The sequence below is a fragment of the Kitasatospora sp. NPDC092039 genome (assembly GCF_044756065.1).
In the GTDB taxonomy this organism is placed as follows: domain Bacteria; phylum Actinomycetota; class Actinomycetes; order Streptomycetales; family Streptomycetaceae; genus Kitasatospora.
This window is the reverse complement of sequence record NZ_JBIVSD010000013.1, coordinates 254,077-266,794: the sequence shown is the minus strand read 5'-3', so window position 1 is coordinate 266,794 and position 12,718 is coordinate 254,077. Positions and strand designations below refer to the sequence as shown.

The 12,718-nt window shown below is 73.7% G+C and carries 13 protein-coding genes; 6 read left to right on the top strand and 7 right to left on the bottom strand.

Annotation, left to right across the window (positions count from 1 at the left end):
• Positions 1–108: 108 nt before the first annotated feature.
• The 4 genes from ACIQI7_RS25440 to ACIQI7_RS25425 form a co-directional block, all read right to left on the bottom strand.
• Positions 109–1,287 (bottom strand): serine hydrolase domain-containing protein, encoded by a 1,179-nt coding sequence (locus ACIQI7_RS25440; protein ID WP_401113578.1) that lies wholly within the window; start codon positions 1,285–1,287, stop codon positions 109–111.
• A 44-nt stretch (positions 1,288–1,331) separates the two neighbouring features.
• A complete protein-coding gene (locus tag ACIQI7_RS25435) occupies positions 1,332–2,267 on the bottom strand; it encodes a DUF6895 family protein (protein WP_401113575.1) in 936 nt (311 codons plus the stop codon).
• The gene (locus tag ACIQI7_RS25430) at positions 2,264–2,971 is read right to left on the bottom strand and encodes a hypothetical protein (RefSeq protein ID WP_401113573.1); all 708 of its coding nucleotides are present in this window, start codon (positions 2,969–2,971) and stop codon (positions 2,264–2,266) included. Before ACIQI7_RS25430 ends, ACIQI7_RS25435 begins: the two co-directional genes overlap by 4 nt.
• 65 nt (positions 2,972–3,036) lie before the next feature.
• Positions 3,037–3,240 carry a hypothetical protein gene (locus tag ACIQI7_RS25425; RefSeq protein WP_359821891.1) on the bottom strand — a complete coding sequence of 68 codons (204 nt, stop codon included), beginning with the start codon at positions 3,238–3,240 and terminating at the stop codon, positions 3,037–3,039.
• Positions 3,241–3,395: 155 nt separating this feature from the next.
• Here ACIQI7_RS25425 and ACIQI7_RS25420 point away from each other — a divergent pair, with 155 nt between their 5' ends.
• Both ACIQI7_RS25420 and ACIQI7_RS25415 read left to right on the top strand, forming a co-directional pair.
• Positions 3,396–4,169, top strand: a complete 774-nt coding sequence (locus tag ACIQI7_RS25420; protein ID WP_401113570.1) for an SDR family NAD(P)-dependent oxidoreductase — start codon at positions 3,396–3,398, stop codon at positions 4,167–4,169.
• A 210-nt stretch (positions 4,170–4,379) separates the two neighbouring features.
• Entirely contained in the window at positions 4,380–6,218 is a 1,839-nt protein-coding gene (locus ACIQI7_RS25415) for an ABC transporter ATP-binding protein (protein ID WP_401113568.1), read from the top strand.
• A gap of 112 nt (positions 6,219–6,330) precedes the next feature.
• Here the strand turns inward: ACIQI7_RS25415 and ACIQI7_RS25410 are convergent, their stop codons facing one another.
• Complete coding sequence (locus ACIQI7_RS25410; protein ID WP_401113566.1) at positions 6,331–6,999, bottom strand: lysophospholipid acyltransferase family protein; 669 nt, start codon at positions 6,997–6,999, stop codon at positions 6,331–6,333.
• 176 nt (positions 7,000–7,175) lie between these two features.
• Here ACIQI7_RS25410 and ACIQI7_RS25405 point away from each other — a divergent pair, with 176 nt between their 5' ends.
• A complete protein-coding gene (locus ACIQI7_RS25405) occupies positions 7,176–7,388 on the top strand; it encodes an EF-hand domain-containing protein (protein WP_387756809.1) in 213 nt (70 codons plus the stop codon).
• Between the two features lie 82 nt (positions 7,389–7,470).
• Here the strand turns inward: ACIQI7_RS25405 and ACIQI7_RS25400 are convergent, their stop codons facing one another.
• Complete coding sequence (locus ACIQI7_RS25400) at positions 7,471–9,672, bottom strand: CDP-glycerol glycerophosphotransferase family protein (protein WP_401113564.1); 2,202 nt, start codon at positions 9,670–9,672, stop codon at positions 7,471–7,473.
• A gap of 860 nt (positions 9,673–10,532) precedes the next feature.
• On the opposite strand from ACIQI7_RS25400, the gene ACIQI7_RS25395 reads away from it, so the two are divergent.
• Together ACIQI7_RS25395 and ACIQI7_RS25390 are read left to right on the top strand one after the other, a co-directional pair.
• Positions 10,533–10,799, top strand: coding sequence for a hypothetical protein (locus ACIQI7_RS25395; protein WP_387756807.1), 267 nt, complete (start codon positions 10,533–10,535; stop codon positions 10,797–10,799).
• A 278-nt stretch (positions 10,800–11,077) separates the two neighbouring features.
• A complete protein-coding gene (locus ACIQI7_RS25390; protein WP_387756806.1) occupies positions 11,078–11,539 on the top strand; it encodes a YjbQ family protein in 462 nt (153 codons plus the stop codon).
• A 44-nt stretch (positions 11,540–11,583) separates the two neighbouring features.
• Here ACIQI7_RS25390 and ACIQI7_RS25385 read toward each other — a convergent pair whose 3' ends face one another.
• On the bottom strand, positions 11,584–12,138 hold the full coding sequence (locus ACIQI7_RS25385; protein WP_401113562.1) for a DUF1990 family protein: 555 nt from the start codon (positions 12,136–12,138) through the stop codon (positions 11,584–11,586).
• A 278-nt stretch (positions 12,139–12,416) separates the two neighbouring features.
• Between ACIQI7_RS25385 and ACIQI7_RS25380 the strand changes: the two genes are divergently transcribed.
• Complete coding sequence (locus tag ACIQI7_RS25380) at positions 12,417–12,635, top strand: hypothetical protein (RefSeq protein WP_401113561.1); 219 nt, start codon at positions 12,417–12,419, stop codon at positions 12,633–12,635.
• Positions 12,636–12,718: the final 83 nt, after the last annotated feature.

Here is a 12,718-nt window from a genome sequence, read left to right as displayed (position 1 = left end):
GCCGCGTTGTCGTCGGTCGCCAATGCTCCGCAGTGGCTCCCTCCTCCGCCTTGCGATGCACGCACCCCAACGCCGCGCCCTGATCCGACGCGAATCGTCAGACACGCCCTAGCGGGCCCCGGCCCCGCTGGCCACCCGCAGCGCCTCGTAGCCGGCCTGGACGAACCGGCCGTCCAGCGCCGGAGCGGTGTTGGCCACCGCCGCCACGGCTGCCCGACCCGCCGGTGAGAATCCCACGAAGGCCGTGAACCCCCGGGTGCCGCCGCTGTGGAAGTAGAGGTCCCGGTCGCCCGAGCAGCGGTGCATCCACACCAGGCCGATCCGGTCGGCCGAGTGCGGCAGCCGCAGGCGCAGCCGCTGGACGTCCCGCAGCGCGGCACCCAGCCCGCCGTTCAGCCCGCCGTCCGCGCCCGCCGGCGCTCCGCCACCCGCGCCCGCCGGCGCTCCGCCACCCGCGCCCGCCGACCGTCCGCCGTCCGGCTCGGCCGGCGGGCCGCCGTCCAGGTGCGCCCGGAGGTAGCGCAGCAGGTCGGCCCCGTCGGCCCGGACGGCGCCGGCGCCCGGCAGCCCGGGGATACGCCAGGGCGGGAGCGCCCGTGCGCGCCGGTACCCGACGGCCCGGCCCGGCGGGTCCGGGTCGCAGGTCGTGGAGCGCAGTCCAAGGGGGCGGCAGACCCGTTCGGCGAGCAGGTCCCCGTACGGCATCCCGCCCGTCTCGGCGAGCACCCGGCCGAGCAGGCCGACCCCGTAGTTGGAGTAACCGTACCGGCTACCGGGGCGTGCCCGTACGGTCGTTCGGGCCAGGCCGTCCCTCAACTGCTCGTCGCCGTACGTCTCGTACGGATTGCTGAACCAGGCCGGGACGGCCTTCGCGAGCAGTCCCGGGGGGAGCCCGGGCAGGCCCGAGGTGTGGGTGGCCAGGTGCAGGAGTCGGATGGGTTCCGCCGACCGGACCTTCGCCGCGCGCCAGCAGTGCGGGAGCCGGTGCTCGACCGGGTCGTCCAGGGAGAGATCGCCGCGCGCGGCCATCTCGGCGAGCAGCAGCGCGGTGAAGGTCTTGCTGACGGAGCCGAGTTCGAAGACGGTGCCGGGGGTGCAGGGCGGAGCCGCCGGGGCCCGTCCGGTCCGCCCGAAGCAGCGCACGTCAGCCTGGTCGCCGCGCACCAGGGCGACCGTCACGGCGGTGGCGTACGGCCGGGCCGCCCGCACCACCGCCGCGACGGCGGCGTCCAGGCCGCCGGCGTCACACCCGCTCTCGTCCGGTCCGTCGGCGTCGGGCCCGTTCACGTCCGGCCCGCTAGCCGCGTCACGCCCGTTCCCGTCCGGCCCGCTCAAAGGGCCACCGGTGTGCCGCCGAGCGCCCGGGAGAGGGTGACGGTGGAGGCCACGACGCCGACCACGGCGGTGTGGCAGTGCTGGCGGAAGTCCTCCTCCGGGTCGTCGTTGTCGGGTGCGGAGCCCTCGCACCGGATCATCCCGTCCGCCTGCTGGGCCGCGGCCAGTGCCTCCCAGCCGGCGCGTCCGGTCACCGGCTCCCCGATGCAGGAGTCCACGATGAGCAGTTCGCCGGCGAGGTCCCACTGCTCGATCTCCAGCCAGATGTCGAGCCAGACCGGCAGCCAGTCGCGCAGGTAGTCGCGCATCGGCTCGGGCAGGCACTCGGGCCGGGCGCCCCAGTCGGTGAGGTGGAAGACGGTGTGGGTGACCTGGTAGGCGATCACCCAGGCGATGGTCCACGGCTCGGGGAGGGCGCCGAGCCAGGTGTTCCGGGCCAGCCTGGGCCAGTCCGGCTGGGGTTCGAGGCCGGCGATCCGCCGGGCGTTGGCGAGCGCGAGGTGGCGGCTGCCCTGGATCTCGACGGCGTGCACGGCACGGAGCCGGCCGATCGAGGTGAGCAGTTCCTCCATGGCGGCGTGGCGGTACCCGGACCGGGCGAAGTGGCCGTACGTCTCCAGCGGGTCGACCAGGGTGACGTGCCGCAGCTGCCGTTCGAGCAGCAGGTCGCCCTCGCCCAGCTGGGCCCAGGCGGCTTCGAGGAGCTCCTGGGCGAGACGGGCGTCGTGCGGGCCGGCGACGCCGTCGCGAAGGACCAGGGAGGAGGCCAGGGCGGCCTCGCAGAGCGGCTTGTAGACGTCCTCCGGGTCGGCCAGGTCGACGATGGTGCTCTCCTCCAGCCGGCTGTAGCCGCGCTGGTAGCCGGCGTGCAGCCAGGCCAGTGACCGGGAGCCGAGCTGTTGGGCGGTGGCGAGCACCACGGTGTCGGTCATCTCCGGGCCCCGTTCAACAGGCTCTGGGCGATGGTGAGTTCGAGGGAGGAACGGGAGGTGCCGTCGCCCGCCAGCCGGATCCGGTCCAGCACGGGCTCGATCTCCAGCCGGAGCGGTCGGCCCTCCGCCTCGGCCCAGGCGAGCCACCGGGCCAGTCGGACGGCGGTGGTGGGGTCGCGCCGGAGCATGCAGCGGACGGTCCCGCGGGCGAGGTCCAGGGTGTGCGCGCGGGCGGCGTCGTGCATCGGGCCGTCCAGTGTCGGCAGGGCCAGCGAGGACAGCTGGGCCATCCGCTTCGACCACGTCTGCCAGCCCACGTCCTGCGGCCCGGACAGCGGCGCGGGCGCTCGCACGGCCGCCCCGTACGGCGTGCGGGCGAGCAGTCGGCCGGCCGCCCAGTCCTGCCACCCGATCACCAGGGCGGCCTCCGCCGAGGCGGGGGTCGGGGCGGGGAAGGCGACTCGCGCCTCGGCCAGCAGGGCGGCGGTGGTGCCGTCGGGCTCCGCGCCGGTGAGCAGCTGCGGTGCGAACACGTCCGCGCCGAGCACCCGTACCGCGGCCAGCAGTGGGCGGGGCACGAGGGTGTCGGGGTCCGCGAGTGCGGCCGTGCCCTCGCCGTCCCGGAGGACGGCGAGGGTCCGGTCCGCCACCCGCTCGACCGCCGCGGCGTACTCGTCACGGAGAGGGGTCTCGGCGGTTGGCATGGCGATCGGGTCCCCCTTCAGGAGGGATGGTCACGGGCACGAGGCCCTAAAGGGGAGAAGACGGCCTACCGGGTCGGCTTCTCCTTCGGGCCCTTCGGCGAGAGGAGCAGCAGGGCGGCGAGCAGCACCGCGCCGGCGGCCTCGGGCAGGTACGTGGGCGCGTCGGACACGACGGCCTCGTCCTCCACCATCAGGCTCGCGAGTGTCTCGGCTTCCAGCGTCGCGCTGTGTGACGTCGAAGCCGTTTCGGTCCGGAACTGAGTAAGCATCAGATGTGCCTCCTCGTCTGGATTTCACCGCCCGGTCGGACGGTGCCCCTGTTCGACGTTACGAGCCCCTTCGGGGATCTGCATCCGCAACCCGCTGAGCTGGGACGTTGCCCTGGGTGTGGGCTCGGATGCGGGGAGTCGGTACCGTCGGGGGCATGACCACAGCCTTGATCACCGGCGCGACCGCCGGCATCGGAGCCGCTTTCGCCCGCCGGCTCGCCCGCAGCGGCCACCAGCTCGTCCTGGTGGCCCGGGACACCGCGCGCCTGGAGCGCGCCGCCGCCGACCTGCACGGCAAGTACGGCATCGAGGCGGAGGTGCTGACCGCCGACCTCGCGACCGAGGCGGGCATCGGGGCCGTGGAGGCCCGGCTCGCCGACTCCGCCCGCCCGGTGGACCTCCTGGTCAACAACGCCGGCTTCGGCAACAAGGGCGCCTTCGGGACCGTTCCGCTGCAGGACGAGCTGGACATGCTGAAGGTGCACATCGAGTCGGTCCTGCGGCTGACCACGGCCGCCCTGCCCGGCATGCGGGAGCGCGGCCGCGGCGCGATCGTCAACGTCGCCTCGGTGGCGGCCTTCCTGCCGCGCGGCACGTACGGCGCGAGCAAGGCCTGGGTGGTCAGCTTCACCCAGGGCGTGCTGCGCGACCTCGGCGGGACGGGCGTGCGGATGATGGCGCTGTGCCCGGGCTTCACCCGGACCGAGTTCCACGAGCGGGCCGGCATGGGCACGGGCAACATCCCGTCCTGGTCCTGGCTCTCCGCGGAGCGGGTGGTGGACGAGGCGATGCGCGACCTGGCCCGCGGCCGGTCCGTGTCCGTGCCGGGCAAGCGGTACAAGGCCGCGGTGGCCATCGCCCGGGTGCTGCCCTCCGGCAGGCTCGGCGGGCTCTCCTCGAAGGCGGCGCGGACCTACCGGACCGACTGACAGCCGGGGCGGTCGGGGCGGCCAGGGCAGCCGGGGCGGTCGGGGCGGCCGGGATTCAGGAGGCGGCCGGGGCCCGGGCGGGCGCCGGAGCCGGGAGGTCCGAGGAATAGAGCAACCCTCACTATTAGCTTGTCTAACTATGAGCTATCCTCGCTATGCTGGCCTCCGCCCGGCCGCCCACCCGACCGTCCCACCCAGGGAGGCCCGTCCTTGAGGCCCACCGCCATCGACTGGACCCCGCCCGACCGCGCCGAGGGCGAACCCCGCCCACCGGCCGAGTGGCGCCGCATCCTCGCGCTCTTCCGCCCGTACCGGGGCCGTCTGGCGGCCGTCGGGCTGCTGGTCGCCGCCTCCGCCGTGGTCTCGGTCGTCTCGCCGTTCCTGCTCCGGGCCGTCCTGGACACCGCCATCCCGCAGGGCCGCACCGGGCTGCTCAGCCTGCTCGCCCTCGGGATGATCGCCACCGCCGTGGTGAACAGCATCTTCAACGTCCTGCAGACGCTGATCTCCACCACCGTCGGCCAGCGCGTGATGCACGACCTGCGCACCGCCGTCTACGAGCACCTCCAACGGCAGTCGCTGGCCTTCTTCACCCGCACCCGCACCGGCGAGGTGCAGTCCCGGATCGCCAACGACATCGGCGGCATGCAGTCCACGGTGACGTCCACCGCGACCAGCCTGGTCTCCAACCTGACGGCGGTGATCGCCTCCGTCGTCGCCATGGTCGCCCTCGACTGGCGGCTGACCGTCGTCTCGCTGCTGCTGCTCCCACTGTTCGTCTGGATCAGCCGCCGGGTCGGCCACGAGCGCAAGAAGATCACCACCGAGCGGCAGAAGCAGCTGGCCGCGATGAGCTCGGCGGTCCAGGAGTCGCTCTCGGTCAGCGGCATCCTGCTCGGCCGCACCATGGGCCGCTCCGGCTCGCTGGCCCGCGAGTTCACCGAGCAGTCCGACCAGCTCGCCGGCCTGGAGGTGCGGGCCAGCATGGCCGGGCGCTGGCGGATGAACACCATCCAGATCGTGATGGCCGCGATGCCCGCGCTGATCTACTGGGCCGCGGGCCTGACCTCCGCCGCCGGTTCGCCGATCGTCTCGGTCGGCACCCTGGTCGCCTTCGTCACCCTCCAGCAGGGCCTGTTCCGCCCGACCGTCAGCCTGCTCTCCACCGGCGTGGACGTGCAGACCTCGCTCGCGCTCTTCCAGCGCATCTTCGAGTACCTCGACCTGCCGGTGGAGATCGACGAGCCGGCCCACCCGGTCACCCTGGCCGACATCCGCGGCGAGGTCCGCTTCAAGGGAGTGGACTTCCGCTACGACCCCGCGCAGGAGCGCCCGACCCTGTCCGGGGTCGACCTCGACGTCCCGGCCGGGAGCTCACTGGCCGTGGTCGGTGAGACCGGCTCCGGCAAGACCACCCTCAGCTACCTCGTCCCGCGGCTGTACGACGTCACCGGCGGACGGGTCACCCTGGACGGCGTCGACGTGCGCGAGCTGTCCTTCGACACCCTGGCCCGCGCGGTCGGCGTGGTCTCCCAGGAGACGTACCTCTTCCACGCCTCCGTCGCCGAGAACCTGCGCTTCGCCAAGCCCGGCGCCAGCGACGCCGAACTGGTCGAGGCCGCCCGGGCCGCGCAGATCCACGACACCATCGCCGCCCTCCCGGACGGCTACGACACCATGGTCGGCGAGCGCGGCTACCGCTTCTCCGGCGGCGAGAAGCAGCGCCTCGCACTCGCCCGGACGATCCTGCGCAACCCGCCGGTGCTCATCCTCGACGAGGCCACCAGCGCGCTCGACAACCGCACCGAGCGCGCCGTCCAGCAGGCCGTGGACACCCTGGCCGCCGGCCGCACCACCATCACCATCGCGCACCGGCTCTCCACCGTCCGCGCCGCCGACCAGATCGCCGTCCTGGACCACGGCGAGGTGGTCGAACTCGGCACCCACGAGGAGCTGGTGGCGCTGGACGGGCGGTACGCGGCGCTGCTGCGCCGGGAGGCGCCGGAGGCCGCCGGCCGGCCGGAACCGGCCGCGCTCGGGCACCTGTGACGCACCCCGGGCGGTGTCCGGCGCCGGGCACCGCCGACTGGGCGCCGAGGAGCCCAGGGACTGGGCGCCGACGACTGGGCGCCGGTGACGGTGCGCCGGTGCAGAGCGCCGGTCAGGCCGCCTTCGGGACCTCGTTGTAGCTCTCCGCGACCTCCTGGCCGGAGAGCCGCTGGATGGCCGCCATCACCTCGTCGGTCACCTGCCGACGGGCCTTCAGCGAGCGGGCCTGCCCGTGCAGCCCGTCGAAGTGCAGCGGCTCGCCGAAGCGGACCGTCACCTTCCTCAGCCGCGGCACCCGCTTGCCCACCGGCAGGATCTGCTCCGGGCCTTCCAGCGCCACCGGCACCACCGGCACGCCCGCGGTCAGCGCGAGCCAGGCGACGCCCGTCTTGCCCCGGTAGAGCCGGCCGTCCAGCGAACGGGTGCCCTCGGGGTAGATGCCGAAGGCCTTGCCGTCCTCCAGGATCTGCAGCGCCGACTCCAGCGAGGCCTGCGCGGAACGGTAGGTGCCGCGCTCGACCGGCACCGCGCCGATCGCCTCGAAGAAGCCCTTGGAGAGCCGGCCCTTGAGCCCGGTGCCGGTGAAGTACTCGGCCTTGGCGAGGAAGTGCACCCGGCGCGGGGCGGTCAGCGGGATCACCACGCTGTCGATGAACGACAGGTGGTTGCTGGCCAGGATCACCCCGCCCTTGCGCGGCACGTTCTCGATTCCCTCGATGACCGGCCGCCAGATCCCCCTCGAGACCGGTTTCAGCACCAACTTGGTGGCGAGGTCGAGCACGATTCCCTCCCTGGACGAACGACCGCCCGGGAGGAGCCCGGGCCTGCAATCAGATCCGCAGACTACGACACCCACCCCCGCGCACGTCCACTCCCGCCGACCGTGGCGAACACCACGGCCGGGTAGGGTACGGCCGTCCGAACCGAGCAACACCCCGCAGTACCCAGGAGGGAACGATGGAGACCACCGAGGCGATCAAGGCCTTTTTCGACCGTTTCGACAAGGACGGCGACGGCAGGATCACCGCGGCCGAGTACGCCCTCGCCGCCAACGAGATGGGCGACCACGACGTCACCCTCTCGATGGCCGAGGCGCTGATCCACAGCATGGACACCGACCACGACGGCGTCCTGACCTTCGAGGAGTTCCTGGCCGCCCGCCAGCGCTGAGCTCGCGCTGACGGGGCCGGTCGCCGTACCGGCGGCACCGGCCCCGTCCGGAGGCCCCGCCGCTGCTCCCGTACCGGGGCGGCTACTCCTCCACCGGGAACACCCGGCGCACCACCCGCTCCGCGGCCCCGCCGTCGTCCCAGACGCAGAACTTCGCCCGGAACCGCTCCCGCGCCGCCGGCTCCGGATCGCCCGCCAGCAGCGCCCGCGCCAGCCCGTCCGCGTCCACCGTGACCGCGCCCGGCGGCTCCGCGAACAGGTCGAAGTAGACGCCGCGGTCCCGCTGGTACTCCTCCCAGTCCGGGGCGAAGACCACCACCGGGCGGTCCAGCACCGCGTAGTCGAACATCATCGACGAGTAGTCCGTCACCAGCGCGTCCGCCGCGAGGTAGAGGTCCTCGACGGTGGGGTGCGCCGAGACGTCCACGATCCGCGCCGACTCCGCGCCGGCGCCCGACAGGTCGCCCGGGCCGCCGGCGTGGAAGTAGTGGGTGCGCACCAGCAGCGTGAAGTCCGGGCCCAGCCGCCGGGCCAGCTCCGCGACGTCCAGCAGCGGCACGTAGCCGCCCTTGCTGCCGCGGTGGGTCGGCGCGTACAGCACCGCCCGGGTGTCCGGCCGCAGCCCGAGCCGCTCGCGCATCGCCCGGACCTCGTCCGAAGTGGCGTTCACCAGGCGGTCGTTGCGCGGGTAGCCGGTGTCCAGCATCTCGTACCGGCCGGGGAACGCGCGGGCGAAGTGCCCGCTGGTGTGCGGGTTGGGGGAGACCAGGAAGTCCCAGCGGTCGACGGCCTCCTGGAGCTGCTCGAAGTCCATCCCCTCGGCCGCCGCCGGGTGGTCGCGCAGGTCCATGCCCATCGCCTTGAGCGGGGTGCCGTGCTGCGTCTGGACGTGCACCGTGCCCGGTCGCTTCGTCATCGTGCGGGGGAAGTTGACGTTGTTGACGAAGTACTTGGCGGTCGCCATCGCCTTGAGGTAGGCGGGGGTGTTGACGATCACGTACGGCACCCCCGGCGGCAGCGTGGCGGCCTGGGTGCGGTTCTCCACCACCCACACGCCCCGGATCCGCGGGGCGAGTTCCTTCGCCTTCTCGTAGATGGCCGCCGGACTGCACGCGTAACCCCGGTGCCAGTACGCGGCGTAGACCGCGAGGTTCTCGTCCAGCGGCAGCCGGCGGAACGCGTTGTACGCGGTGAACCGGGCGCCGCTGCGCATCCCCTTCTTCACCGCCGGCGCCACCGCCCTCGCCCCGCGCCTGAGTTCGCGCGGCAGCCGGCCGGTGCGGCGCAGCTCGGCGTACGCGATCCGGGCGCCCCGGGCGGCCAGCCGGTACTGCACGCCGCGCACTCCGCCGGGGAAGCGGTAGCCCGCCGGGCGGTGGCGGTCGAAGTGCCGGGCGATCCGCTGGAAGAAGTCCTTGCGCCGGTCGGTGGGGACCAGCCCGGGGGTGTCGTAGACGTTCAGCGCCTGGCGGACCGTCCGGTCGAAGACCAGGGTGCGCAACGTCTCCGGGACGGGCCGGCCGGGGCGGTCCGGGCGGTCCAGGAAGGCGAAGATCGCGTCGTACTGGGCGAACACGTCGGCGTGCTTGGGGGAGGCGGTGGCGGTGATCGCGCCGTCCCGGCCGCGCCGGTAGAAGTAGCAGGGGCGGTCGAGGTAGCGCAGCCGCTCGGCGGCCAGCAGCGCCGGGTAGGTGACCGAGATGTCCTCGTAGTAGCCGCGGCCGAAGGAGACCCCGAGGCCGTCCAGGAAGGCGCGGCGGAACAGCTTGTTCCAGACCGACATCACGGTCTGGAAGAGCGCCGGGTGCTCGGCCAGCGTGCAGCCCTCGACCAGCGGGGAGCCGGTCAGCACGTGGCGCCAGGGGTTGGGCTCCGTCCCGCCGTCCGGGTAGACGTGGGTGAAGTCGGTGATCAGCACGTCGGCGGGGGTCTCCCGGCGGCGTTCGCGCGCCAGCTCGTCCAGCAGCGCGCCTACCGTCCCCTCGGGCACCCAGTCGTCGCTGTCGACGAACCAGACGTACTCGCCGCGGGCGTCCGGCAGGGCGGCGGTGCGGGCGCCGCCGAGGCCCTGGTTCTCGGTGAGGTGCGTCACCCGCAGCCGGCTGTCGCGGGCCGCGTAGGCGTCCAGGATCGCGCCGGAGCCGTCGGGGGAGAGGTCGTCGACCGCGATCACCTCGAAGCGGGTCTCCTCGGCGGGGGTGTCGCCGAGGAGCGAGTCGAGGCAGCGCGGGAGGTACCGCTCCACGCCGTGGACCGGGAGCACGATGCTGAGGAGGAGGGACACGCTGGCCGAGTGTACCGATCCACCGGGTGCGACCTGCGCGGACGTCCGGGGCGGGGCTGCTGGGCCTGGCGGGCCGTTCGGGCGGGGTGTCCGGGTGGGCTTCCGATCGGCGGCCGGGTGGATGTCCGGGGCGGACCCGGAACCGCCGGTGCCGGGCCCCTCGCGGGGCGGCACCGGCAGTCAGGTGGCGGTCCGGCCGACCCTCTACGGCCGACCGCCGGTCCGGGCACCGCGCGAGCCTGGCCGCCGCAGCGTCGAGGCGGCCTGGCAGTGGCTCGCTGGAGCCGGAGTTCTTCATCACTCGAACACGCGCTTGAGTGCGGTGCGGGCACCGGCGCGTGCATCAGATATTGCTTGGAGGATCGACGGGAGTCAATCCCCCGAATGTGTTCACTTCCTGAAGTCGAGCGGTTGCGACGCCGGCGACGTCCTCCGTGCGGGTGGGGCGTCCTCGGCGGAAGCCCCCGATGATCGCTTTGTCGATGTGGCGGTTGTCCCCTATATGGCGACGGGGGCCGCGACGGCAGGGGGTGCGGGCGTGCCGTGGGTGGGGTGCCGGACGGGCCGTGGGCCGGGGTGCCGGGCGGGCCGCGGGCCGTGGCGCCGTCGGGGTGCCGCCGTGCGCCGGGCGCGTGCCGCGCGTACGGCTGCCGCACCCGCGCCTGCCCGCCCTGGTGACGGACGGCTGGTCGTGCACCATCATTGATGCCTAGTCGTGACCGGCCGAGCGGCCCCTGGTGCTTCGTCAGTTGACGCCGCACGGTACGGTGGCACAACACCGAGGACGGTTGCGCGAAGGCCGTCCTTCACGGATAGTCTTCGCCTCACGGCCCTGGCGCCTCGTAGGGGTGGGAAAACTGATGGAACACATGCAAGTGCGGACTCGGCCCCGCGTGCCGGCGGTCCAGTGCGGTGTCGGCACGACCGGCCGCCGGATCGAACGACACCTGGCCGTGCTCGGCGCGCCCGCACTCCCGGCGGTGGACACCGCCGAGGCGCTCGGGTTGATAAGGGAACTCACGCCGCGCGGCGCCGAGGCCCCGACGACCCGTCGTCGCCACACCAGGATCTCGCTGCTGACGCCGCTGCGTCGGCTGCGGCGGAGTCTCTTCGGCGGGCGCGGCTAGCGGCTGGTCCGGCCGGTGCGGCACGGGTCCCTCCCCGCCGCCCGGTCGGGAACCGACCCGGTGGACCATCCGGTCCGCCGGGTCTTCGGTGTGTCGGGGCGGTGCCGGAAGGCGCTCCGGACGCCGGCGGTGAGTGGTGCCGGGCCGTGTGGTGCCGGGTGCTGTGCGGTGCACGGGTGTGTGGTCTGAACCTTTCACCCTACGCGAGTTCGCCCCTCCGGCACGGCGAGTCGGTGAGGGAGTACGCCCGGGCCGCTGACCTGGGACAGGATGGCGCCATGGCGGACAACAACCATTCCCCCCAGACCGGCACGTTCCCGACCTCCCTCTTCCAGAGCAGCACCTTCGAGATCACCACCGGCAGCCGCGAGGTCGCGCTCGACATCACCGACCGCTGCGCCGCGTTCCTCGACGAACGGGCCGCCGGGCGCGACGGCCTCCTCAACGTCTTCGTCCCGCACGCCACCGCGGGGATCGCGGTGCTGGAGACCGGCTCCGGCAGCGACGACGACTTCCTCGCCACCCTGCGCGACCTGCTGCCGGCCGACGACCGCTGGCGCCACCGGCACGGCAGCCCGGGCCACGGCCGGGACCACGTGGTGCCCGGCCTGGTCGCCCCGCACGCCACCCTGCCGGTGATCGGCGGCCAACTGGCGCTCGGCATCTGGCAGTCGGTGGTGCTGGTCGACACCAACGGGGACAACCCGCGCCGGACCGTCCGGCTGTCCTTCCTCGGCTGACGGCGGGGCTCGGCTGGAGTGGCGGACTCGGCCTCGCGGCGGGCTCAGCGGACGTGCGCGGCCACCGCGGCGAGGTAGCGCTCGATCGCCAGGTGTTGGCAGAGCAGCGCCACCGGACGGCCCAGCCTGGCGTACCAGGCGGACAGCCGGGAGAACGCGGTGACCTCGAACCACACCTCGCCGTCGGCGTCCATCGACACCAGGAACGCCTCCTCGCCGCACTCCGGGTGCCCGGGGAGGGTGCCGTACCCGAATCCGATCCGGTCCGGCTCGTCCACCGTCCACACCACCCGGCAGGGGATCACCAGCCGCGGCCAGCGGCTCCCCGGCAGGTTCAGCCGCAGCAGCACCGTCTCCCCCTCCCGGGCCGGGCCGCCCGGATGGACCGCGAAACCGGTGCCCAACTGGCTGCCCCAGTCGAGCACGTACCGTCCGGCCCGCTCCAGCACCTCCGGCCCGTGCCCCAGGTGGACCCGCCGTCGCAGGTGGGCGTAGCCGTTCGGCAGTCGCCCGCCGCCACCCCGGGTGGCACCCACCTCGGGGTACGACGGGGTGGTGGCGCGGGCGGCGCGCAGGCTTCGGTGCAGGTCGGTGGGCATGTCGGCCACGGTAACCGCCGGGTGGGGCGGGGTCGGCGGCGGGGCGGACGGTCGGGTGGGGGCGGACGGTCGGGGAGCGTCGGCGAACAGATTTCAGATGACGGATTTCAGCGAACGTTTTCTGAAATCTGTTCGCCGTTCTCTGTTCGCTGAAACCTGTCCGCTGTTCGCTGTTCGCTGTCCGCTGTTCGCTGCCAGATCCGGTCGCCGCCCAGGGGCCGCCGAAGCCCGGCCCGGGCGTGTTGCACCAGGGCGGGGGTGCGGAGTAGGAAGGCGGCATGAGCGACACCGGTACGAACCAGGAAGCGGACGTCTGCGAACTCGCGCCCGACCGCGGAGCGGAGGCGGCGCTGCGGCACGACCCGGAGGCGACCGGGCCGCGCGCCGAGTGCGTGCTGTGCGGAGAGCCGACCGAACTGCCCGCCGACCAGCCCGGCAGCACCCTCTGCCCGGTGTGCGCCTGGCAGCAGGCGCAGCGGATCGCCTGCTCGGGCTGATCCGGGGGTCGACCCGGGCCGACCCGGCTCGATCAGCCCGGGCCCGCCCGACCCCCTCCGCCGAGACGCGCCGCAAACCGGTG